Source organism: Ruegeria sp. HKCCD4884 (genome assembly GCF_013110855.1).
Classification (GTDB): domain Bacteria; phylum Pseudomonadota; class Alphaproteobacteria; order Rhodobacterales; family Rhodobacteraceae; genus Ruegeria.
In genome coordinates this window covers 189,212-209,522 of the sequence record NZ_WVRJ01000009.1, presented here as the reverse complement: position 1 = coordinate 209,522, position 20,311 = coordinate 189,212, and the positions used below count along the sequence as shown (strand labels likewise).

Below are 20,311 nucleotides of genomic sequence, written 5' to 3'. Positions count from 1 at the left end.
GATCACTTAAGCACCATACATCAAAGGTGAGCTTTAGACTCGGAGAAGCCGTAGCTGCGGAGCAGAAAGTAAGGGTTGGTCAAAGGGCTGCTTTGGGCTCGAAGCCGTCTTCCAAGCATTTTTGATTAACGTCAGCTTTCGGGTCGTTTGCAGCCGCTGACTCCCTGCGATTTGAGTGGCAAGGTTACGCATTTTGCGGATGGGTCACACCTTTCTGATTCAAGTCACATAATATCAATGATTTAGCCCTGGCATGTGTCACGCCTTTATTGGCGGCGGCCACAGATTTTAGAGATCCGATCCCTCACTTTGTTCAACAGAAGCGGACCGAACTTCCTCGTGCCGCAGTGAGCAATTGAGGTTGATATGCCCAAGTTGACACAAGATCAGCTGGCGGAGCGGTGGCACATGTCGCCGCGGACGCTGGAGCAGTGGCGCTGGCTCGGAAAGGGGCCCAGGTTTTTGAAGATCGGCGCGCGCGTTTTATACGATGAAGGCGTGATCGAAGCCTTTGAGGAGGCGCAGGTCTGCCAGAATACATGCGGACCGATTTCCGGGGAGGGTGTGTAATGGCAAAGTCCTTCCCCTCACACAAAGTCAAATCGCACCTTGTCTATACGGCCTGGGAGGTGGCGGACGTTTTGGGCTGTCATCGCCAAACCGTCATTCGCTGGATTGGGAACAACGGACTTGCGGCTGATACCAGCAGCAAGCCTTGGTTGATCGAAGGACATGTGCTCAAGGACTTCCTCGGACAAAGACAGCGCAAAGCGCGGTGCAAGCTGGCATTGCATCACTGCTACTGCCTCAGTTGCAGAGGTCCGCGTGAACCTGACGGCAAGATCGCTGATTATGTTCAGGAAACAGCTTCCAGCGGCCGCCTAACAGCCCTCTGTCCGACGTGCGGTGCGGTCATGAACAAGATCATTCGCCGTTCAGATCTGGAAGCCATTCAGGCCAAACTGGAGGTCACACTTCAACAAGCCTCCCCAAGATTAGTGTCCTGTACTGAACCCCATTCAAAAGTCACCTTGAAAGAGGAGCCCGAGACCCATGTCAAAACACACCTCGGATAACCTGCGTATCAAGCGCAAACACCTTGTCTGGCTAAAGGACGCAAAAGGGCTGTCGCAATCTTCGACCGACAAAGCTGCAGCGTCGATTGCCATCTATGACAGATGGCTCAAAGGCAAGGACTACAGGGCGTTTCATTCAGAAAGGGCGCGCGCGTTCAAACGCCATCTGCAAAGTTTGCGCAACGAACGCACGGGCGCCCCATTGTCGGCTGCCACGATAAACGGTGTGTTGCGCGATGTAATGAAGCTCTTTGACTGGATGGCGGACCAACCGGGGTACAAGTCAAAGATCTCACGCTCAGACATCGCCTATCTCACGCCGGACCGCAAATCGGAACAGGCCCGTCGTAGCACTCTTTGGAAGCCGCATCCGTCTCCCGAACAGGTGGACCACCTTTTGTCTTCGATGCCGGTGGAAACCGTAATCCAGCGCCGTGATCGCGCCCTGATTGCCTTCTTGTTCCTGACCGGATCGCGCGAAGGTGCGGCCATCACAGTGCAACTGCGACACGTCGACCTTGCGAACAGATGCGTGCAGTTTGACGGACGTTCCGTGGATACGAAGTTTGGAAAGTCCTTCACGGCCAGCTTTTTTCCCTTCGGTGATAACGTCGAACAAATTATGCGAGAATGGATCGGAGAGCTTCGTAAGGACCATCTCTTCTCAGACACAGATGCTTTATTTCCAAAAACGCGCGTTGCTGTTGGCCCGTCTCGGCGCTTTGAGACCATGGGGATCGCGCGTGAGCCGTGGGCAGGCCCGTCATCAGCGGCCGGAATCTTCAAGAAAGCCTTCATCAACGCTGGGCTGCCACCGTTTTCGCCGCACCGCGTGCGAGATACGATCGCAGAGCTGGCAAAACTTCACTGCAGGACACCAGAGGACTATAAAGCCTGGTCGCAGAACATGGGACACGACGACGTGATGACGACGTTCAGCTCCTATGGTTCTGTTTCACCTGGCCGTCAGGTCGAACTGATGGGGCGGTTTCGCCGCCGTGGACCGTTGCCAGACGAGGACGCGGTTATTGATGAATGATCAGCTCCGGTGACGCACCCGAACGACCACGCGCTCGGGAGCAAGCCGGTATCCATGCCAAGGGAGATTTTCAATCAGCTCTTGGGGCTTATCAACTGACAGGCCAGCGGACTCCAATCTCCCTGCAAGCGTTCTGCGAGCAGTCTGAATTCTCCGTCTAACGGCTTCGTCGGATTCAACGCCTAATTTTTCAACGAGTTCGCCAGATTTCACGCAGTGATGGTCCATGGGTTCGAGACCTTCACCAGCAGAACGGAGCCACTCTTCAGCCAAGACCACTAACAGGTCAGCTGTGGCATTTTTCTTAAGCTCAACATGTTCGCCGATCACAACCAAACGGGAGGCTTTGTCGATTTCTATGGACAGCGGAAGTTGCTGTTTCTCGTTTTTATCAACTGAGGCCGCAGGTACGAACGGCAAGGTCAAGGCGCTCTGCATCGCACCATATAGTCTTGGCAAACTCTGTTCAGGGAACTCACCGGGTGACTTGCTTTCAAGAGTTTGACGCATCACCGATGTGACCGCCTTTCCATGGCGGTTCAGCAAATCTGCGATCATCACCATGGCTGTGTCTGGCGGATTGTCGAGGTAATTGACCGCATCCAACACAACGGGGAAATTTCGGATCAGTGCATCTGGCGTGGCGTTTTCAAACAACACTGCATTGCGCACATAGGACAACGCCATCTCCCGGTCGATGCCGTTCGGTCGAGCGTCCGACATCAAGTCCACGCGATACGCATCTTCAGGGTCAAAACGTTCAAGCCCTATTGAGAGCATCGCAAAACGCCGATCGATACACTGCGAACAGCGACCGCAATGGAAGTATTGATTGGTTTGATTATGCACATCCGCGCAACTGCGCGTCTCGACAATTTGATCTGCCATCCCAAGTTGGGAGATGCGCTCCACGACTTCAGCTTTAGTGCGCGCGAAGTAGGGATTGTCGACGCGCATATCGTTCTCGAAAACAAGCCGCAGAAAACCGGTCAACAGGTTGAGTGCCTTAGGATGGGTCGTTCTCGTCGCTCGCGTTCCAATGACACTGCCAACCGGCGGCAGGTTGAGGCTCACAACGCCGTTTTCATGGAACGACAAGCGGTCCAGTCCGAAGGCCTTTGCAGTGATCGACCCAAGTACCGCGAACAAGAATGAGCGCGTGCGATGCGTTCTTTCCGCAGTCGATCGACCCTTCAACTGGGCGCTCATGGGAATGTGACGGCACTTTTCCGGTCCGTACCGTTTGCTCAACGCTGAGATCAGCCGTTTCTGGACCGGCGCTATTTTCGTGGACGAGGCATGACTGACCAAAGCAACCCGATGCTTCTGTTCCACGATTTCTTCCACAGCGCCCGCAAAGGAATCGAGCCCGCCGGAAAACATCAAGACACGGTGGGGCTTCCATGAACTATTTCGACCGAATTTGAAGAAGCGCGATCGCTCTGCATCCGGTTCGTCTTTGATCGAAAAAGAAAATTCAAAGCTATCGCCGGATAGAAACATCAACGTTTCTTCCAGAGCCTGTATTACGCTCTCACGTTGCCAGAAATCCAGATCGCGTACCGGCATGGTGGCTACGAACCGTCTGTGCCACTTCTCACCCATCTTCTGATCTGCCAAACCACCACGGCTGACTGCCGCGTCCGCGCAATAGACAAGCGCGGCAATCTCCAGCAAATCGAGCGCACGATCCTGCAATCCCTCGACCAATTGACGGTTCAATTGTCCAATCCGTAGCGTCATTGCGACTTCGCGGCCAGCAATGTCGAGACGCAGGACTTCATCACCGCCGCTTTTTGTCAGGGGCGGCAACCATCTGACTTCAACTTCAGGCAACGGCGCGACGGCGCCCAAATTCCGAGCGCATCTTTTTGAACGCGTAAGCTGTGAACTTGTCTATTGCATCGCGATCAAGCGCCTGCTTCTGCCAGACGGTTTTGCCATACCAGCCGCCCGCATATTCTTCGACGATTCTAGACACTTCAAATGTGTGCTGGGCCAGGGCTTGTTGAAATGCCACTCGCTGTGCATCGGTTGAAAAGCGTCGATCCTCGCCAGTGTGATTGGCGAGTTCCCGGCTCAGATAGTAGTCTAGAGAGCGGTATGTCAGCCGGGCAAAGAAATCCCGCGCGAGTCTCGCAAATGCATCACCCACGGCGAAACTCGCGAGTGCTTGGCGAATTTCTTGCGGTGTCGGTTCAAACAGCGATGGCAACCGGTCGTGCAGCTGAACGGAAAGGCTTTCCAAGAGCGCGGCCTTCGCCAATTCGCCTGCATCTGAGGAACCTCGGAGATCAAAACTGTTGCGATCAACAACGCGTTCCAATCCTGCAAGCAGTCCTGTCACAGAGTTAAGCTCTGATCTGTCGATTCCGAGATCGACCAAAGCGTCTTCGAAGCCAGGGGCCCTCGCAAGCAAAGGCAACCGCACCAGAAGATCACTTACAAATTGAAACCGAGGGTCACGACTCGCCCGTTTAAGATCTTTGTCGGATGCATCCGCTGCGGCCTCGGCGATCTGTTCGACCGGCGCATTGGTTGCGATCAGATCAACGACCTCGCGCCACTTCCTGGACCGAGGCAAAGTGCCAAGCCTGATGTGTCCCATCCGCTCCTCCCTTGCCTGAAGAGTCATTCAACCATCAGGCGAATGTAAAGGGAAAAATGGCGGCCTTCGCTTACCCTGCGCTTACCCGAAGCGAGTGTTAGGCATGAGATCGCCTCGTAAGTCTTTGAAAACAGTGGTGAGCCGTGCAGGATTCGAACCTGCGACCCACTGATTAAAAGTCAGTTGCTCTACCAACTGAGCTAACGGCCCACTCTTTTTGCTGGATCTCTTCGATCCGTGGCGCTCTTTAAGGCAATTCCCTGATCAGGTTCAAGCCCTTAATTTGCGCCTCGTTTCACCATCACATCTTGTGTTTCCGGCGACCCGATAGGCGGCCTAATTAGGCAGGTGTCGCTGGGGGGTCAACCCCTTTTTTCACGATTCTGCGCAACAGGGTGGATTCATGTTCGGACCAGGGTTATATCGCCGCTATGCAACAGAGACTCGATACCGGTTTGCCCTTCATGAAGATGCACGGGCTGGGAAATGACTTTGTCATCGTGGATGCGCGCGCCCGCGATTCCCGGATCAACCCGGCGCTTGCAAAGGGAATCGGCCACCGACAGTTCGGCGTGGGTTTCGACCAACTGGCCGTGATTGAAAACGGACAGGCAGACGCGCATCTGATCTTCTACAATTCCGATGGATCAACCTCGGCCGCATGTGGCAATGCCACACGCTGCATCGCGCGGTTTCTGATGGATGAGACCGGAAAGTCCGAATTATCCCTGACAACTGAACGCGGTGCCCTCTTTGCGAAAGATGTCGGCGATGGTCTGACCTCGGTAAACATGGGGCAGCCTCAACTGGACTGGCAGGACATACCGCTGGCAGAAGAGATGGACACGCTGGAGTTGCCAATCGAAGGCGCGCCTACGGCAACCGGTATGGGCAATCCGCATTGCACCTTCTTTGTCGACGACGCCGAGGCAATTCCACTGACCGAGTTTGGCGCGCGTTACGAACACCACCCACTCTACCCTGAGCGCACCAATGTCCAGGTCGCACAGGTGATCGGCCCGGACAATATACGTATGCGCGTCTGGGAGCGTGGTGTGGGGATCACATTGGCGTCTGGCTCATCCTCTTGTGCGACGGCGGTTGCAGCCGCACGGCGCGGTCTAACGGGGCGCAAAGTTCAGATCGAGCTGGATGGCGGCGCGATCTGGATCGACTGGCGCGAGGATGGAGTCTGGATGACCGGCCCCACAGCCCATGTCTTCTCGGGCACCCTCACCCCTGAGTTCTTGGGGTCTTTGGGATGAACCCGCCCAAATTCACCACTTTGGGCTGCCGCCTGAACGCCTATGAAACCGAGGCGATGAAAGAGCTGTCACAGCAGGCAGGTCTGACCGATGCTGTGGTGGTAAACACATGCGCGGTAACGGCTGAGGCGGTCCGCAAAGCCCGGCAAGAGATCCGCAAGCTGCGGCGCGAAAACCCCAACGCCCGTCTGATCGTCACGGGCTGCGCGGCGCAAACGGAACCCGAGACCTTTGCCCAAATGGAAGAGGTCGACGCAGTCATCGGCAACACCGAGAAGATGCAGCCAGACACCTGGAACGGCTTGGCCGCCGATTTCATCGGTGAGACCGAAGCCGTTCAGGTCGACGACATCATGTCCGTGACCGAGACGGCGGGCCACTTGATCGACGGCTTTGGCACACGCTCACGCGCCTATGTGCAGGTTCAAAACGGCTGTGATCACCGATGCACCTTTTGCATCATTCCCTATGGCCGTGGCAACTCGCGCAGCGTGCCCGCAGGTGTGGTCGTAGACCAGATCAAGCGGCTTGTGGACAAGGGCTATAACGAAGTGGTTCTGACAGGGGTCGATCTGACTTCGTGGGGGGCCGACCTGCCCGCACAGCCTCGGCTGGGCGATCTGGTGATGCGCATCCTCAAACTGGTGCCCGACCTGCCGCGCCTTCGGATCAGTTCGATCGATTCGATCGAAGTGGATGAGAACCTGATGCAGGCCATCGCGACCGAGCCGCGCCTGATGCCCCACCTGCACCTCTCGCTTCAACACGGGGACGACCTGATTCTGAAACGGATGAAACGCCGCCACTTGCGCGACGATGCGGTCCGATTTACCGAAGACGCCCGTAAGCTGCGTCCTGACATGACGTTTGGTGCCGATATTATCGCTGGGTTTCCGACGGAATCCGAAGAGCATTTCGAAAACTCGCTTAGGCTGGTCAAAGACTGCAATCTCACCTGGTTGCACGTCTTCCCATACTCCAAGCGTGACGGCACGCCCGCTGCGCGGATCCCACAGCAAGTCAATGGAACGGTGATCAAAAAACGCGCGGCGCGACTGCGCGCGGCCGGGGATGCTCAGGTCTCAAAGCACCTATCGGAACAGATCGGCAAAACCCATCACATCCTGATGGAGAACCCCCATATGGGCCGGACCGAGCAATTCACCGAAGTGTCCTTCGCCGCGCCTCAGCCCGAAGGTCAGATCGTGACGGCTGCGATCACCGGACAGACTGCAGACCAACTCACCGTCTGATCTGCCCTTCATCTGGCCAAAAATACCTCGGGGATGAATTGGCCAATGGCCAAGAAGGGGCTGGCCCCTTGCAAGCAACCTCGCAAATAAAAACCCCCGCAACCGGGTGGGCGCGGGGGTTTCGATTTCCAATTACGAAAAAGCATCAATCCTCAGGACGGAGCTTGCCTTTGTGCGGCGCCCACAGGCGCTTGTTCACCAGATACAGCAGGACTGACAGAACAGACAAGAAGATGACGCCAACGAAGCCTGCATTCTTGCGGTCCATCATCTTGGGCTCAGCCGCCCACATCAGGAACGCAGAAACATCTTCGGACATCGCTTCGACACTGGCGGGGTGACCATCGGCAAACTCGACCTGATCTTCTGCCAGCGGCGGGGCCATCGAAATCCAGCCACCCGGGAAGGCGGTGTTTTCGTACAGGATGGTGCCTGCCTCTTCCTTTTCCTTGCCGGTGTAGCCGTCCAGCAGCGAGGCGATGTATTCCGCGCCACCCATGCCTTTGACCAGCTGATTGATGCCCAACCCGTAAGGACCGTGGAAACCCGCGCGGGCTTTGGCCATCAGGCTCAGGTCAGGTGCGCCAACGGCTGTATTGGCCGGGAAGTGGTCGGTCGGGATCGCCGGGCGGAAGTCGTCCAATTCAGGGTCAAAAACCTCAAAATTGTCCGCCGCATAGGTGATGACCTGCTCTTCGTTGTAACCCAGCGCTTCCAGATCGCGCAGAGGAACATATTGCAGGCCGTGGCAGGCTGCGCAAACCTCGGTATAGATTTGCAGACCGCGTTGCAGCTGGTTTTGATCCCAGGTGCCAAACGGACCTTCGAACGAAAAGGCGAAATCTTCGATATGCTGATCGCCACCACCTGCCGCAAAAGATGCAGCAGGGGTCAGGGCCAGAGCAAACGCAGCGCCGATTGCAAGTTTCTTGAACATGGTATCCGGTCCCTCTTCTTACTCGGCCGGCGTGGCTTCGGCGTCAGCCTTGCCATAATGCGCGTTGAAGTCTTCTTCGATGGTCTCCGGTGGGGTCAGCGGTTTTTCGATGACACCCAGGATCGGCAGGATCACGAAGAAATAGGCGAACCAGTAGGCAGACGCGATCAGCGAGAAGGTTGCATAGGGCTCTTCCGCGGGCATCGCACCCAGCCACATCAGGGCAAAGAAGTCGATGATCAGCAGGTAGAACCACCATTTGAACATCGGACGGTATTTACCCGAACGCACACTCGATGTGTCCAGCCAGGGCGCCAGCGCCATGGCCAGGATCGCACCAAACATTGCAATCACACCGAAGAACTTGGCATCGATGATGCCGCCGGTGATGAAGCTTGCGAATTGTACAACCCAAACCTCGCCAGTGAAGGCCCGCAGGATCGCGTAGAAGGGCAGGAAGTACCATTCCGGAACGATGTGTGCAGGTGTGACCAGCGGGTTGGCTTCGATGTAGTTGTCCGGGTGGCCTAGGTAGTTCGGCATAAAGCCGACGATTGCCCAGAACACGACCAGGATCACGGCCAGCGCAAACAGGTCCTTGATCACGAAGTACGGCCAGAACGGCAGTGTATCTTTCTCGGCCTCGGCTTTTGAACCACGGCGTACTTCAACACCCGTGGGGTTGTTGTTGCCGGTGGTGTGGAAAGCCCAGATATGCACGATGACCAGCGCCGCGATGATGAACGGCAGCAGGTAGTGCAGCGAGAAGAAGCGGTTCAGCGTTGCGTTGTCCACAGCGGGTCCGCCCAACAGCCAGGTCTGGATCGCTTCACCCACAAACGGGATCGCACCAAACAGGCCGGTGATCACGGTCGCGCCCCAGAAGGACATCTGGCCCCAAGGCAGAACGTAGCCCATGAACGCGGTACCCATCATCATCAGGTAGATAAGCATACCGATGATCCACGTGATTTCACGCGGGGCTTTGTATGAGCCGTAATACAGGCCGCGGAACATGTGAATGTAGACCGCAACAAAGAACAGAGAAGCACCGTTCATGTGCAGATAACGGATGAAGTAACCGCCATTCACGTTACGCATGATGTGCTCGACGCTGGCAAAGGCCAGATCGACATGCGGCGTATAGTGCATCACCAGAATGATGCCGGTAACGATTTGCAGCGCCAAGCAGAACGCCAGGACGATGCCCCAGATCCACCACCAGTTCAGGTTCTTGGGGGTTGGGATCATCAGGGTGTCATACAGCAGGCCGACGATGGGAAGGCGGCTGTTCAGCCACTTTTCGCCGTCAGACTTCGGCTCGTAATGATCGTGGGGAATTCCGGACATAAACTGGGTCTCCCTTAGCCGAGTTTGATGGTTGTTGCGTCGACCCACTCTGCGGGCGGAACGGGCAGGTTTTCAGGCGCGGGACCTTTACGGATCCGGCCTGCCAGATCGTAGTGCGAGCCGTGGCATGGGCAGAACCAACCGCCAAAGTCGCCAGCATCACCCAACGGCACACATCCAAGGTGCGTACAAACGCCCATCTGAACGATCCAGGCACCCTCGGCTTCGCCTTCGGGCGACGGCATGACGCGGTTGGCGTCTGTTGCAGGTGCATCTGCGTTCAGGTTGAAGTTACGCGCTAGCGGATCAGGCAAGTTGCCAACGGCTTCTTCGTCCTGTTGCTGGGCTTCGGCAATCTCGGCACCGGTGCGGTGACGGATAAACACGGGTTTACCCAGCCATTTAACTGTCAGCTGTGTGCCCGGCTCAACCCCGCTCACATCCGTGCGGATCGACGAAAGCGCCTGCACGTCTGCGGACGGGTTCATTTGGTTGATCAGGGGCCATACGGCTGCACCCGTTGCAACGACACCTGCGCCGCCAGCGACGTAATACAGGAAATCTCTGCGGGTGCCTTCGTGGTCTTCTGCGTGGGACACGAGGTTATCTCCGATTGTCTGGCGCCCGCGGACGGGCAAAAAGCTCGCGCACCGCGTGAAAGCGGCGTCTTAAACGCGCTTACTATCGGGGAGAATAGTGTTCGTCCAGCGTTCATAAACGCGCAATACGCCGCATGTGCCGCTTCATTTGGGGAACGAGGCCGTTTTTTTGGTGAATCTCGCGCTCAACTTTGTTGGTCGGGTCGAATCAGGCCGTTTTGATTCGATAGCCAGCCGACACCACCGATGCCCCCGGGCAGGCGCGAAGCGTTCCAGCCATTTACCGCAGAATTGCGCCTTGAATGCTCACAATCCAACTGGCGGGAACGGGATTGTTTTCTACAAAATCATATTCCCCAAATAGATGATTTAAATTGCAAATTGTGCAGGTTTACCCCGTTGCACTTTTTGCGCGAATACAGGACAGCGGGCAAAACGCGCGAACTCCTGTCAGGAGACCCCCTATGTCAAAAACCCTGTTGACCACAGCTTTACTTACATTGGTGCTGTCCACTCAGACCCTTGCCGCAGGTGACCCCGAAAAGGGAAAGGCGATGTATAACCGCTGCTCGTCATGCCACGCGATCATCAAAGACGGAAAAGTTCTGGTCAAAGGCGGAATCACCGGGCCGAATCTCTATGGCGTCATCGGACGGGTTGCCGGATCCGAGAATGACTACCGTTATGGCAGCGAACGCCTGCCCATCGGTATGTTCACCGACGACATGATCCGCGCCGGTGAAGAAGGTCTGGTCTGGACCGAAGAAAACATCGCCGCCTATTCCAAAGACCCCATCGGGTTCATCAAGGATTATCTCGACGATGACACCGCCCGCCCGAACATGAGCGTCAAGCTCAAGAAAGGTGCGGAAGATATCGCTGCGTATCTGGCGACGTTCAGCCAGTAACGCAGACGCGGCTGCGGATGCTTTAGCCCTGAGGGCGGGTGGCCACCATGCTGGGCCGCTCGCCAAACTCCGCAAACCACTTGGCAAGCGCGTCATTGCCCTTGCGCCACCCCCGCGCATCGTGGCGCAGATCCAGATAGCCCAGCGCACAGCCGACGGCGACCTGCCCCATATCCAACGGGCCGGACAAATGCGCCATCCACCGTTGGTTCAGTACAGCACAAGCCCGTTCAATCTTGACCCACTGCGATTCAATCCAGGCATCCCACTTTTTGTCGTCGGGACGCAGGCGGTCTTCGTAAGTCATCAAAAGGGCTGCATCCAGAATGCCGTCAGCAAGCGCTTCGAGTGTCAGAACATCCCAGCGACCTGCGCCCTCGGGATATAACTTTCCACCAGCACGGGCATCCAGAAACGCACAGATTACCCGGCTGTCGAACAAGGTAGGCCCGTCCGGGCGCTCCAGCGCTGGAACTTTTGTCAACGGTGCTTTGCTAACCAGTGACTCAGCCGGTGAGATCGGCGTTCCGGCCACGGTCTCCAGCTCAACATCTTCAAGCTGATCTGTTTCATGCAGCAATACCATGACTTTGCGCACATAGGGCGAGGTCAGACTGTGGTAGAGTTTCATCGGCAGGCTCCCTGTTTGCGCCGACCTTACAGGAGGTCCACAAAAACGAAAGCCCACACTTCGCCGACGGCTAGGCGTTGCGCATCAACTCTTGCAGAACACTCAATTCGGACCCGATCCCCGACGACGCAATCTGTTCAGATGCCCGCAAGCGCACATCATCAGGCTTGTTTTGGCTCAACTTCCAAGTGCCCTGAACATCCTCGACCTGTATTCGGCACGGCACGATCATCCGCATCATTTTGGTCAGAGCCTCATCTGACATCTTTCCTGTGGCCCATGGAGGTTTAGGTTTCAGGCGCTCTTCATAGAAGGCCGATTGCCGGTTCAACAGATCCAACAGCTCATCCTGCGGGCGCAGCTCTAGCTGCCCGGTCAAATGCACGGCCACATAATTCCAGGTTGGAACCTGATCCTCCACCTCGTACCAGTCCGGCGAGATATACCCATCCGGCCCCTGCACCGCGATCTTCACCGCTTTCGGCGCATCCAAGGCGCGCACGATGGGATTTGAGCGGACAAGATGAAGTTCAGCCACCAGACCATCTTCGGACAGAAGAAACGGCACATGGCTCAACAGTGGGGCACCATCTGTCGACAAGGCCAAAACACCGAATCCTCGTTCACGGGCGAACTCAATATGGCGCGCGCGGTCTTCGGCGCGAAAGGCGGGGTTGGGGTGCATGGTGATCCTCCTGCCAAATCTCTTGCAGACCAGACCCAAGATATGCAAGGTCCGTCTTGTTCTCAGGGCGGGGCGGAATTCCCCACCGGCGGTATGCGGGCGACGACCCGTAAGCCCGCGAGCGGCCCAGACGTGTCCACGATCCGAAGAGCGGCAACCGGTTTTCGGACAAAGTGTGGAAGCGCCAAAGGGTGTCAAGCAGATCTGGTGAGAGGCCAGAGCCGACGGTTACAGTCCGGATGAAAGAGAACGTGCAACACGCCGGCAATCGGCGTGCTTGCTCGTGATCGCCTTGGGTGACGTGTCTGTTGCGAAAGGAGATCATAATGACACACACCCGCTATGCTTTTGTCAAAGCCAAATGGCACTCCGATATCGTCGACCGCGCGCTTGACGGCTTCCTCGAACTCATCCCCGCCGATCAGGTCGATGTCTTCGACGTTCCCGGCGCGTTCGAAATGCCTCTGTTGGCCCGCGACTTGGCCCAAACCGGCAAATACGCCGCCGTAGCGTGCGCCGCCTTTGTTGTGGATGGCGGCATCTACCGCCACGATTTCGTCGCGCAGGCCGTGGTTGATGGCCTGATGCGCGCCGGACTGGACACGGGCGTTCCTGTCCTGTCGGTCTCGCTGACACCACACCAGTATCAGGAAACCGACCACCACAACGCTATCTACCGCGACCATTTCGTTCAGAAAGGGCGCGAAGCGGCTCAGGCCGCACTGATGATCACGGATACCCGCGAGAAAGTCGCGCAGACCGCCTAAGCTTCATCTTTTCAAAAATACTCAAATGCGCCGCCCACCGGGCGGCGTTCACGGCATCTAAGACCAAATCCGCTTGAGGCCGGGGGCCTTGCCCGCTAATCACAACCCGCAAAGGAGCACGCCCCATGTCGATGAACAGCTTTGGACACCTCTTCCGCGTCACCACCTGGGGCGAAAGCCATGGTCCCGCATTAGGCGCGACGGTCGACGGCTGCCCTCCGGGCGTTCAAATCGACGAAGCCATGATCCAGCACTGGCTGGACAAGCGCAAACCGGGTCAGAACAAGTTCACCACCCAACGGCGCGAACCCGATCAGGTGAAAATCCTGTCCGGCGTGTTCGAAGGCCAGACTACCGGCACACCGGTGCAGTTGATGATCGAGAATACCGATCAGCGGTCAAAAGACTACGGCGATATCATGGACAAGTTCCGTCCCGGCCACGCCGATATCACCTATTGGCAGAAATACGGCATCCGCGACTATCGCGGTGGCGGGCGCAGCTCGGCGCGGGAAACCGCATCGCGTGTTGCTGCCGGAGGACTGGCGCGAGAGGCGATCAAACAGATCGCGCCGAATGTGCAGATCACAGGCTACATGACGCAAATTGGACCGCACAAAATCGACCGTGCGAATTTCGACTGGTCTCAGATTGAACAGAACCCGTTCTGGACACCCGATGCTCAAGCGGCCGAGGACTGGGCCGCGTATTTGGACGATCTGCGCAAGTCCGGTAACTCGGTCGGCGCTGTGGTCGAGGTCGTGGCACGCGGTGTTCCAGCAGGAATCGGAGCGCCCGTATACGGCAAGTTAGACACTGATCTGGCCGCTTCGATGATGTCCATCAACGCCGTCAAAGGAGTTGAGATCGGCGAAGGCATGGCGGCCGCTGAACTGACCGGCGAAGCCAACGCGGATGAGATCTTCATGGGACAGAACGGCCCGCAATACAGCTCGAATAACGCCGGTGGCATTCTGGGTGGTATCTCGACCGGGCAGGACATCGTGGTACGCTTTGCCGTGAAGCCTACGTCGTCGATCCTAACCACACGCAAGACGATCACCAAGTCAGGCGAAGAAACCGAGATCATCACCAAAGGCCGCCATGACCCCTGCGTCGGCATCCGCGCGGTTCCGGTGGGAGAGGCGATGATGGCCTGCGTGATCCTCGACCACCTGCTGCTGCATCGCGGTCAGATCGGAGAGAACCGTGGACGGATCGGCTGATCTGCGCACGCGCTTGCGTGCGGTGGTCGCGCATCGCATGGAAACGGATCCGGCTCACGATCTGGCCCATCTGGATCGGGTCTGGACCAATGCTCAGGCCATCGCAGATGATCAAACCGATATGTCCGTGCTGCTGGCCGCAAGTTATCTGCATGATTTGGTAAATCTGGCCAAGGATGATCCAGACCGGCATCTGGCATCTCGCAAATCCGCAGTGGAATCAGAGCCTATTCTGATGGATTTGGGGTATAACTCGAACCAGGTTCGAGCCATCCAGCACGCAATTGAAGCCCATAGTTTCTCGGCCAATATTGCTCCAAAAACGGCCGAGGCACGCATCCTGCGCGATGCGGATCGGCTTGATGCTTTGGGCGCCATAGGCATCGCACGCAACTTTTCCGTTTCAGGTGCTTTGGGGCGCACTTTGTATGACGCGGCAGATCCCTTTGCCCAAAACCGGCCTTTGGACGACCTGCATTTCTCGCTCGACCATTGGAAAGTCAAACTGCTGGGGCTGCCGGGCGACATGCTGACACAGACCGGCAGACAGATTGCGGAACAACGCACCGCGCGTATGATCCGTTTTCTTGAAGAATTCGCCGAGGAAATCGGCGATTCTCTTCCTCAATCCTGGGTGAACGACTAAACCCACCCGTTGATCTTTGTCCGCCAAAGGCGCAGGTTCGCGCCGATGACAAAACCCTTAACATCGCATCGACCTCTGCTGGCTGTGACGCTGAAACTGGGCGCGCTGTTCCTGTTCACGTCGATGTCCGCCTTGGTCAAAGCTTTATCGGATGAATTCCCACCGGGCCAATTGGTGTTCTTCCGGTCCCTGTTCGCGATTCCCGTCATCATCCTCTGGCTCATCGCGCGCGGTGAGTTGTCCAAGGGCTTTGTGGTCAAGAAACCCATGGGCCATTTCTGGCGCGGTGTTCTGGGCACCAGCGCCATGGGGCTTACCTTTACCGGCCTAAGCCTGCTGCCCCTGCCCGAGGTGACGGCAATAGGCTATGCCACACCGATCTTCACCCTGATTCTAGCCGCCGTGATGCTGGGCGAACGCATTCGTCTGATCCGTATCGGCGCGGTGGCGCTTGGTCTGCTGGGGGTCCTGATCATGATTTGGCCGCGCCTGGGCACCACTGAAATGGAGGTTGCAGCCACCATTGGTGCGCTGTGCGTTTTGGGCGCGACCGTCGCGCGCGCCTTTGTTCAGATCCATATCCGGCAGCTTGTCAAAGTCGATCACCCGGCTGCGATCGTCTTCTATTTCTCGATGACTGCGACGCTGCTATCGGCGCTGACCGTTTTCTGGGGATGGTCGATGCCAACGCTAAATCAGGCTCTAATACTGATCATGATGGGCCTGATCGGAGGGGTTGCGCAGATTTTGGTGACGTCCTCTTATCGCTTTGGTCAGGCTTCGATGCTGGCACCTTATGATTACGCGACCATGCTGTTTGCGATTGTGATTGGCTATGTCTGGTTCGACGAACTGCCAACGCTTGCAATCCTGATTGGGGCCGCTTTGGTCATCGCAGGCAATGTCGTTGTGATCTGGCGCGAACACCAGTTGGGGCTCGAGCGGGGCAAGGCCCGGTCGGTCACAGACCCCAAAGCGTGACTTTACCTTTTGTAATCTTCCCCTAGGTTGGGCCGGACAATCAAAGAGGTTCCCCCATGAGCGACGCGCAGGATCACAAGGAAAAGATGCAGCAGGTGCAGGCCAAGCACCGCAAGAAAGTGTCCGAGGCAGTGGACCCTGGCCGCGGTCTGGTTCTGATCAACACCGGTAAGGGCAAAGGCAAGTCATCCGCCGCTTTTGGCGTGGTCATCCGCGCCCTGGGCTGGGGCCAGAAAGTCGCCGTGGTGCAGTTCATCAAGGGCAAGTGGAAAACAGGCGAGCGCCGCTTCTTCGAAGAACGCGATCTGGTGACATGGCACACGATGGGCGAAGGTTTCACCTGGGACACGCAAGATCGCGAACGCGACATCGCTGCCGCTAACGCCGCCTTCGACAAGGCGCGCGCCCTAATGTCCAGCGGCGAATACGATCTGGTCGTTCTGGACGAGATCAACATCGCACTGCGGTACGAGTACCTCTCTGCAGATCAGGTCATCGACGGCCTGAACGCTCGTTCGGACAAGACCAGCGTGTTCCTGACGGGCCGCGACGCGCCCCAAGCCCTGCGTGACTATGCCGATCTTGTTACGGAAATGACCGAGGAAAAGCACCCGTTCCAAGCGGGGATCAAGGCGCAGCGCGGCGTGGATTTTTGACCCTTTTCTGACGTGGGCCTGTTGGCCTGCGTCACTCAGCCAAAACGGCTCAGAGTCATTTCAACAATCTCTCGAAGCGAGGCGCGTGGGGTAAGATCGTTAGGTTTTGATCTTACAGGTGGCATCGCTTCGGTTTGTTTGCGGCGCGGCTTTCGACAGTCGACATAGGCGCAATAGTCACTGTCGCAACAGGTGCATCCACATGCAGCCAACGCATCATGGCGTGCCATAATTTCATCTAGCGACTCGCTCATTTCGGCCTCGTTCTGTTTAGGCAGATTCGTTTCCGGAGCGGCGGCATGCTATCACCAAAGTCATGCTAAACCTGCAAACCGCCCCGAAACCATAAGCTTGATGGTACACCATCTGGCGTTGAGCATAATCTGACTATTTAAGTCGGGATTTTCAAGCCCTAAAACACCCCGAGGATTTCTCGGGGTGCACACACGCCCTTATAAGAAATCAGAGCGCGCGATTCTGCGGGTCCAACGTAACCGACCAGAGCTCGGTATCTGCCCGGTCCATCAGCCGAACCGTCATCTGTTCGGTCGATCCATCAATGTCCACCAGACCAAAGAACTGCAGCCCTTCGCTGGGCGGCAGGTTCACTCCCTGCCCTTCGGCAGGTGCTTTGACGTATTTGACCTCGGGTCCGAACGTGCCGTCCAGGGCGTTTGGACCAAATGTCCCAGCGTGCAGCGGACCCGAAACAAACTCCCAAAACGGCTCAAAATCCTGAAATTGCGCCTTATTAGGGTCATAGTAGTGAGCAGCGGTGTAATGAACATCCGCTGTGAACCAAACCGTGTTGGTGATGCCAGCCGTTTTGATGAAACGTAGCAGATCAGCAATCTCCAACTCGCGCCCCTTAGCTGGTCCGCTGTCGCCGTTCGAAATTGCCTCTGCTCCGGCCTGTTCCTTCCAGTTGTCCCAGACGATCAATCCGATTGGCATGTCCGAGGCAATCACTTTCCAAGTCGCTTGAGATCCTGCCAACTCTTGCTTGAGCCATGCCAGTTGTTCCGCGCCCAGAATGCGGGATTGATCCGTGATTTCATCCTCCATCGACGGGCCGTTCGGTCCACGATAGCTACGCAGGTCCAGGAAGAAGACGTCCAGCATCGGACCATAGGAAATCTTGCGATACACACGCCCGGGCTCTGCCGGCGTAATGCGCAACGGTGTCATCTCATGGAAAGCACGTCCGGCGCGTGACTGAAGAATATGCACTGACTTCTCGGTATACCGGTCATCGGAAATCAGGTCTTTCGCGTCGGACCAGTTGTTCACAACCTCATGGTCATCCCACTGGAAAAAGGTCGGACAAACGGCGTTCATGGCCCGCACATGCTCGTCCATCATGTTGTATTTCCACTGGGCGCGGAACTCGTCCAGTGTTTCGGCCACCTTGCGTTTCTCATCGATCAGGGTTGTGTTCTTCCAGATCAGCTGGCCGTCTTTCTCGACCTCATCCTGCATAGGACCGTCGGCATAGACGGTGTCACCAGAATGGATGAAGAAGTCCGGCTTGTGCTGCGCCATAGTCGCGTAGGTGCGCATACCTTCGTCATCAATACCCCATCCCTGACCGGCGGTGTCACCCGACCAGGCAAAGCGAATGTTGCGGCGCGAGGTCGGTGCAGTGCGGAATTGACCAATAATAGGCTCTGATATTGTGTTGATGTCACTCAGATCGGCGGCAACAAACCGGTAGAAAATATCCTGATCCGATGGCAGCCCCTCGACCAGGCGTTTGACAGCAAAATCGCTGTTGGGGATGGCATCCATCGCCGGGAGTGTGCGGGTATCTGCGAAGCTTTCTGTGGTCGATACTTCCATAATCACGCGAGAGGGGCGATCCGTGCGGGTCCAGATCATGCCCGAAGTCGTATCGACGTCACCGGACTGAACGCCGTGTGTGAACACAGGGCGCGATCCGGCGCGGCTGATTGCTGGCATGGCCAGTGAAGCGGCAAAGGCAGTGCTGCCCGCCAGAAACGAACGACGGTTTGGGCGTAGGATCTTGGTCATAGTGAGGCTCTCCTGTCTGGTGATCGATTCTCCGACCACGCGATTGGTGCGCCGATATGAGCCGCCAGTTTGTAAAACCCGCGGCTCAGTTTCTTGACAGTATCATGATGATACCATGACAGATGTGGATAACGTCGTCAGGCAGCGACGTCCTGCTCGGGCGCGCTGAGCGAGATGACAAGCACCACAGCCGCACCGTTCAACCAGTAAAACGCCGCATCCATACCCGTGAAACCAAAGATGCTGGGTGCAAACAGAAAGGTGACGCCAACCAGTAAGTCCACCGCCAGATGAAACCTGTAGGGCAGAACCCGCCAGATCCCCAGGTGGTGATCGGTCAGAACCGTCAGAACAAAGGCGGCCACCCCGGTTGCAACAGACAACCACAGGGCCAGCGGATTGGACTGACCCAGCCCCAGAAGGAACGGCAAGGTCATCAGGGCAACGGCGACCGGGTAATCCAGATACGCGTGGACAGAACGTGTAACAAAACGAAGGGACATAAGATTTTCCTTTCCTCAATCAGTGGTGAAAGGAAGCTAATCTGGTGATCCCGGACGCTGAATTCCTGATCGTTTCTGAAATCATGCAGATCGTTCAAGTTTCACGGAGTATCAGTGCATCGCCCTGTACGCAGCCGGTGACAGACCAACCTGCTTTTTGAATACGCGCGAGAACGCGGCTTCCGAGGCGTATCCGACTTCTGCCGCGGCATCAGCCACGTTCCAGCGTGCCTCCGTCAGACCATGGCAGGCGATCTGCATCCGCCAGTCTGTGAGGTATTGCATCGGCGTCGTTCCCATTTTCTCGGCAAAAAGCTGAGCAAAGGCAGTGCGTGACATACCGGACTCTCGCGCCAAAGATGCGACGCTCCAATCCTCAGCCGGGGCTTGATGGAACGCGGTCAACGCCCGCGAGATGCGCAGATCGGCAAACCCGGCCAAAGCTGAATCCTGCGGACTCTGACGTTCCAGATAGACCCGAATTGCCTGCGCGAACAGCACCTCGGACAATTTCATCGCGATCAGGTCGCCGCCAATTTTCGCGCCCGAGACCTCGGAACCGATCATTCGCAGGGTCGATTCCATCCAGGCCCCGGACTCCTCTCCGTAGTTTTCGATCAGGATGTAGGGCGGCAGACGGTCGATCAGCATATGCCCAGTGCCCTGCCGTCCGGCTGGACCCGTGAAGGAAAAGTGACCGCAGATCAACTGCGTATCGCGTTCGTCGTCAGGACCGCCGTAAACCAGCACACCATCGCCTGTGTAGCCTGCCACCTCGAGCACCTGTTCCAAAGGCAACGCGTCCAATGGCTTGACCTCGGCACAGAGCAACGCGTGCGGCGCACCGTGGGGAATCAGGATCAAGTCACCCTGCCGCAGCCTAAGTGTCTCGCCAGTCGTCGAGACATGCACTTTAAGCTCACCGCGCTGCACGAAATGAAACCGCGCCACGTTTTCGTAGCCCGGCACCTGAATGCCGAAGGGCGGTGTGAACGATGTGCGGAAGTAAAACGTGCCACGCAGGGACAGACGCGTGAGAATATCGCTGAGAAGATCTAACATGCGCGAAAGATACGCAACATGTGCAGATCGTCCAGCCTACAGGACGATTTGCACGAAGTTGTGCACGTTCTGCACAGAAAACCCCCGC

At 56.9% G+C, this 20,311-nt stretch carries 22 protein-coding genes, 1 tRNA gene and 1 riboswitch; of the genes, 11 read left to right on the top strand and 12 right to left on the bottom strand.

Annotated elements, in window-relative coordinates; all coding sequences use genetic code 11:
• Positions 1–366 precede the first annotated feature (366 nt).
• Genes GS636_RS14930 through GS636_RS14920 form a run of 3 tightly spaced genes read left to right on the top strand, consistent with a single transcriptional unit; the run spans position 367 to position 2,115 of the window.
• A complete protein-coding gene (locus GS636_RS14930; RefSeq protein ID WP_058272705.1) occupies positions 367–570 on the top strand; it encodes a helix-turn-helix domain-containing protein in 204 nt (67 codons plus the stop codon).
• Complete coding sequence (locus tag GS636_RS14925) at positions 570–1,076, top strand: helix-turn-helix domain-containing protein (protein WP_171670246.1); 507 nt, start codon at positions 570–572, stop codon at positions 1,074–1,076. The genes GS636_RS14930 and GS636_RS14925 overlap by 1 nt, the downstream gene beginning before the upstream one ends.
• Positions 1,054–2,115: a site-specific integrase gene (locus tag GS636_RS14920; protein WP_171670243.1), complete on the top strand. Its 1,062-nt coding sequence runs from the start codon at positions 1,054–1,056 to the stop codon at positions 2,113–2,115. Before GS636_RS14925 ends, GS636_RS14920 begins: the two co-directional genes overlap by 23 nt.
• Here GS636_RS14920 and GS636_RS14915 read toward each other — a convergent pair whose 3' ends face one another.
• The 3 genes from GS636_RS14915 to GS636_RS14905 form a co-directional block, all read right to left on the bottom strand.
• Positions 2,116–3,969 (bottom strand): 7-cyano-7-deazaguanine synthase, encoded by a 1,854-nt coding sequence (locus GS636_RS14915; protein ID WP_253762811.1) that lies wholly within the window; start codon positions 3,967–3,969, stop codon positions 2,116–2,118.
• Complete coding sequence (locus GS636_RS14910; protein WP_170644466.1) at positions 3,944–4,723, bottom strand: hypothetical protein; 780 nt, start codon at positions 4,721–4,723, stop codon at positions 3,944–3,946. Before GS636_RS14910 ends, GS636_RS14915 begins: the two co-directional genes overlap by 26 nt.
• 134 nt (positions 4,724–4,857) lie before the next feature.
• Positions 4,858–4,933 (bottom strand) — tRNA-Lys (locus GS636_RS14905).
• Between the two features lie 221 nt (positions 4,934–5,154).
• Between GS636_RS14905 and dapF the strand changes: the two genes are divergently transcribed.
• On the top strand, positions 5,155–5,988 hold the full coding sequence (dapF, locus tag GS636_RS14900; RefSeq protein WP_171670241.1) for a diaminopimelate epimerase: 834 nt from the start codon (positions 5,155–5,157) through the stop codon (positions 5,986–5,988).
• Complete coding sequence (gene mtaB / locus GS636_RS14895) at positions 5,985–7,241, top strand: tRNA (N(6)-L-threonylcarbamoyladenosine(37)-C(2))-methylthiotransferase MtaB (RefSeq protein ID WP_171670238.1); 1,257 nt, start codon at positions 5,985–5,987, stop codon at positions 7,239–7,241. Before dapF ends, mtaB begins: the two co-directional genes overlap by 4 nt.
• Positions 7,242–7,386: 145 nt before the next feature.
• Here mtaB and GS636_RS14890 read toward each other — a convergent pair whose 3' ends face one another.
• From GS636_RS14890 to petA, 3 genes are read right to left on the bottom strand one after another with little or no spacing between them, the layout of a single operon-like run.
• On the bottom strand, positions 7,387–8,178 hold the full coding sequence (locus tag GS636_RS14890) for a cytochrome c1 (RefSeq protein ID WP_171093042.1): 792 nt from the start codon (positions 8,176–8,178) through the stop codon (positions 7,387–7,389).
• A gap of 18 nt (positions 8,179–8,196) precedes the next feature.
• The gene (gene petB / locus GS636_RS14885; RefSeq protein ID WP_171093028.1) at positions 8,197–9,528 is read right to left on the bottom strand and encodes a cytochrome b; all 1,332 of its coding nucleotides are present in this window, start codon (positions 9,526–9,528) and stop codon (positions 8,197–8,199) included.
• Between the two features lie 14 nt (positions 9,529–9,542).
• Positions 9,543–10,127 carry a ubiquinol-cytochrome c reductase iron-sulfur subunit gene (gene petA, locus GS636_RS14880; protein WP_171093027.1) on the bottom strand — a complete coding sequence of 195 codons (585 nt, stop codon included), beginning with the start codon at positions 10,125–10,127 and terminating at the stop codon, positions 9,543–9,545.
• A 464-nt stretch (positions 10,128–10,591) separates the two neighbouring features.
• Here petA and GS636_RS14875 point away from each other — a divergent pair, with 464 nt between their 5' ends.
• Positions 10,592–11,035 carry a cytochrome c family protein gene (locus GS636_RS14875; RefSeq protein WP_171093025.1) on the top strand — a complete coding sequence of 148 codons (444 nt, stop codon included), beginning with the start codon at positions 10,592–10,594 and terminating at the stop codon, positions 11,033–11,035.
• Positions 11,036–11,057: 22 nt separating this feature from the next.
• Here the strand turns inward: GS636_RS14875 and GS636_RS14870 are convergent, their stop codons facing one another.
• Positions 11,058–11,666 (bottom strand): glutathione S-transferase, encoded by a 609-nt coding sequence (locus GS636_RS14870; protein ID WP_171670236.1) that lies wholly within the window; start codon positions 11,664–11,666, stop codon positions 11,058–11,060.
• A 70-nt stretch (positions 11,667–11,736) separates the two neighbouring features.
• Positions 11,737–12,351 (bottom strand): FMN-binding negative transcriptional regulator, encoded by a 615-nt coding sequence (locus GS636_RS14865; protein WP_171670234.1) that lies wholly within the window; start codon positions 12,349–12,351, stop codon positions 11,737–11,739.
• Positions 12,352–12,405: 54 nt separating this feature from the next.
• Positions 12,406–12,606: riboswitch (FMN riboswitch) on the top strand.
• 71 nt (positions 12,607–12,677) lie between these two features.
• On the opposite strand from GS636_RS14865, the gene GS636_RS14860 reads away from it, so the two are divergent.
• The 5 genes from GS636_RS14860 to cobO all read left to right on the top strand — a co-directional run bounded on the left by GS636_RS14860 (position 12,678) and on the right by cobO (position 16,627).
• Positions 12,678–13,118 (top strand): 6,7-dimethyl-8-ribityllumazine synthase, encoded by a 441-nt coding sequence (locus GS636_RS14860; protein WP_171670231.1) that lies wholly within the window; start codon positions 12,678–12,680, stop codon positions 13,116–13,118.
• A gap of 125 nt (positions 13,119–13,243) precedes the next feature.
• Positions 13,244–14,344, top strand: coding sequence for a chorismate synthase (gene aroC / locus GS636_RS14855; protein WP_171670228.1), 1,101 nt, complete (start codon positions 13,244–13,246; stop codon positions 14,342–14,344).
• Positions 14,328–14,990, top strand: coding sequence for an HD domain-containing protein (locus tag GS636_RS14850; protein WP_371808732.1), 663 nt, complete (start codon positions 14,328–14,330; stop codon positions 14,988–14,990). The genes aroC and GS636_RS14850 overlap by 17 nt, the downstream gene beginning before the upstream one ends.
• A 45-nt stretch (positions 14,991–15,035) precedes the next feature.
• Entirely contained in the window at positions 15,036–15,971 is a 936-nt protein-coding gene (locus GS636_RS14845) for a DMT family transporter (RefSeq protein WP_171670226.1), read from the top strand.
• A gap of 56 nt (positions 15,972–16,027) precedes the next feature.
• Positions 16,028–16,627, top strand: coding sequence for a cob(I)yrinic acid a,c-diamide adenosyltransferase (gene cobO / locus GS636_RS14840; protein ID WP_171670224.1), 600 nt, complete (start codon positions 16,028–16,030; stop codon positions 16,625–16,627).
• A 35-nt stretch (positions 16,628–16,662) separates the two neighbouring features.
• On the opposite strand, the gene GS636_RS14835 is transcribed toward cobO, so the two are convergent.
• The 4 genes from GS636_RS14835 to GS636_RS14820 all read right to left on the bottom strand — a co-directional run bounded on the left by GS636_RS14835 (position 16,663) and on the right by GS636_RS14820 (position 20,223).
• The gene (locus GS636_RS14835; protein WP_171670221.1) at positions 16,663–16,881 is read right to left on the bottom strand and encodes a hypothetical protein; all 219 of its coding nucleotides are present in this window, start codon (positions 16,879–16,881) and stop codon (positions 16,663–16,665) included.
• Between the two features lie 208 nt (positions 16,882–17,089).
• Positions 17,090–18,658 (bottom strand): alkaline phosphatase, encoded by a 1,569-nt coding sequence (locus GS636_RS14830; RefSeq protein ID WP_171670219.1) that lies wholly within the window; start codon positions 18,656–18,658, stop codon positions 17,090–17,092.
• A 137-nt stretch (positions 18,659–18,795) separates the two neighbouring features.
• Positions 18,796–19,161 carry a hypothetical protein gene (locus GS636_RS14825; protein ID WP_171184510.1) on the bottom strand — a complete coding sequence of 122 codons (366 nt, stop codon included), beginning with the start codon at positions 19,159–19,161 and terminating at the stop codon, positions 18,796–18,798.
• A gap of 111 nt (positions 19,162–19,272) precedes the next feature.
• Positions 19,273–20,223: an AraC family transcriptional regulator gene (locus tag GS636_RS14820; protein ID WP_171184512.1), complete on the bottom strand. Its 951-nt coding sequence runs from the start codon at positions 20,221–20,223 to the stop codon at positions 19,273–19,275.
• Between the last annotated feature and the right edge of the window lie 88 nt (positions 20,224–20,311).

Coding starts and splice junctions, on each gene's coding strand:
- GS636_RS14930 (WP_058272705.1), top strand. CDS start 367: ATGCCCAAGTTGACACAAGATCAGCTGGCGGAGCGGTGGCACATGTCG.
- GS636_RS14925 (WP_171670246.1), top strand. CDS start 570: ATGGCAAAGTCCTTCCCCTCACACAAAGTCAAATCGCACCTTGTCTAT.
- GS636_RS14920 (WP_171670243.1), top strand. CDS start 1,054: ATGTCAAAACACACCTCGGATAACCTGCGTATCAAGCGCAAACACCTT.
- GS636_RS14910 (WP_170644466.1), bottom strand. CDS start 4,723: ATGGGACACATCAGGCTTGGCACTTTGCCTCGGTCCAGGAAGTGGCGC.
- dapF (WP_171670241.1), top strand. CDS start 5,155: ATGCAACAGAGACTCGATACCGGTTTGCCCTTCATGAAGATGCACGGG.
- mtaB (WP_171670238.1), top strand. CDS start 5,985: ATGAACCCGCCCAAATTCACCACTTTGGGCTGCCGCCTGAACGCCTAT.
- GS636_RS14890 (WP_171093042.1), bottom strand. CDS start 8,178: ATGTTCAAGAAACTTGCAATCGGCGCTGCGTTTGCTCTGGCCCTGACC.
- petB (WP_171093028.1), bottom strand. CDS start 9,528: ATGTCCGGAATTCCCCACGATCATTACGAGCCGAAGTCTGACGGCGAA.
- GS636_RS14875 (WP_171093025.1), top strand. CDS start 10,592: ATGTCAAAAACCCTGTTGACCACAGCTTTACTTACATTGGTGCTGTCC.
- GS636_RS14870 (WP_171670236.1), bottom strand. CDS start 11,666: ATGAAACTCTACCACAGTCTGACCTCGCCCTATGTGCGCAAAGTCATG.
- GS636_RS14865 (WP_171670234.1), bottom strand. CDS start 12,351: ATGCACCCCAACCCCGCCTTTCGCGCCGAAGACCGCGCGCGCCATATT.
- GS636_RS14860 (WP_171670231.1), top strand. CDS start 12,678: ATGACACACACCCGCTATGCTTTTGTCAAAGCCAAATGGCACTCCGAT.
- aroC (WP_171670228.1), top strand. CDS start 13,244: ATGTCGATGAACAGCTTTGGACACCTCTTCCGCGTCACCACCTGGGGC.
- GS636_RS14845 (WP_171670226.1), top strand. CDS start 15,036: ATGACAAAACCCTTAACATCGCATCGACCTCTGCTGGCTGTGACGCTG.
- cobO (WP_171670224.1), top strand. CDS start 16,028: ATGAGCGACGCGCAGGATCACAAGGAAAAGATGCAGCAGGTGCAGGCC.
- GS636_RS14835 (WP_171670221.1), bottom strand. CDS start 16,881: ATGAGCGAGTCGCTAGATGAAATTATGGCACGCCATGATGCGTTGGCT.
- GS636_RS14830 (WP_171670219.1), bottom strand. CDS start 18,658: ATGACCAAGATCCTACGCCCAAACCGTCGTTCGTTTCTGGCGGGCAGC.
- GS636_RS14825 (WP_171184510.1), bottom strand. CDS start 19,161: ATGTCCCTTCGTTTTGTTACACGTTCTGTCCACGCGTATCTGGATTAC.
- GS636_RS14820 (WP_171184512.1), bottom strand. CDS start 20,223: ATGTTAGATCTTCTCAGCGATATTCTCACGCGTCTGTCCCTGCGTGGC.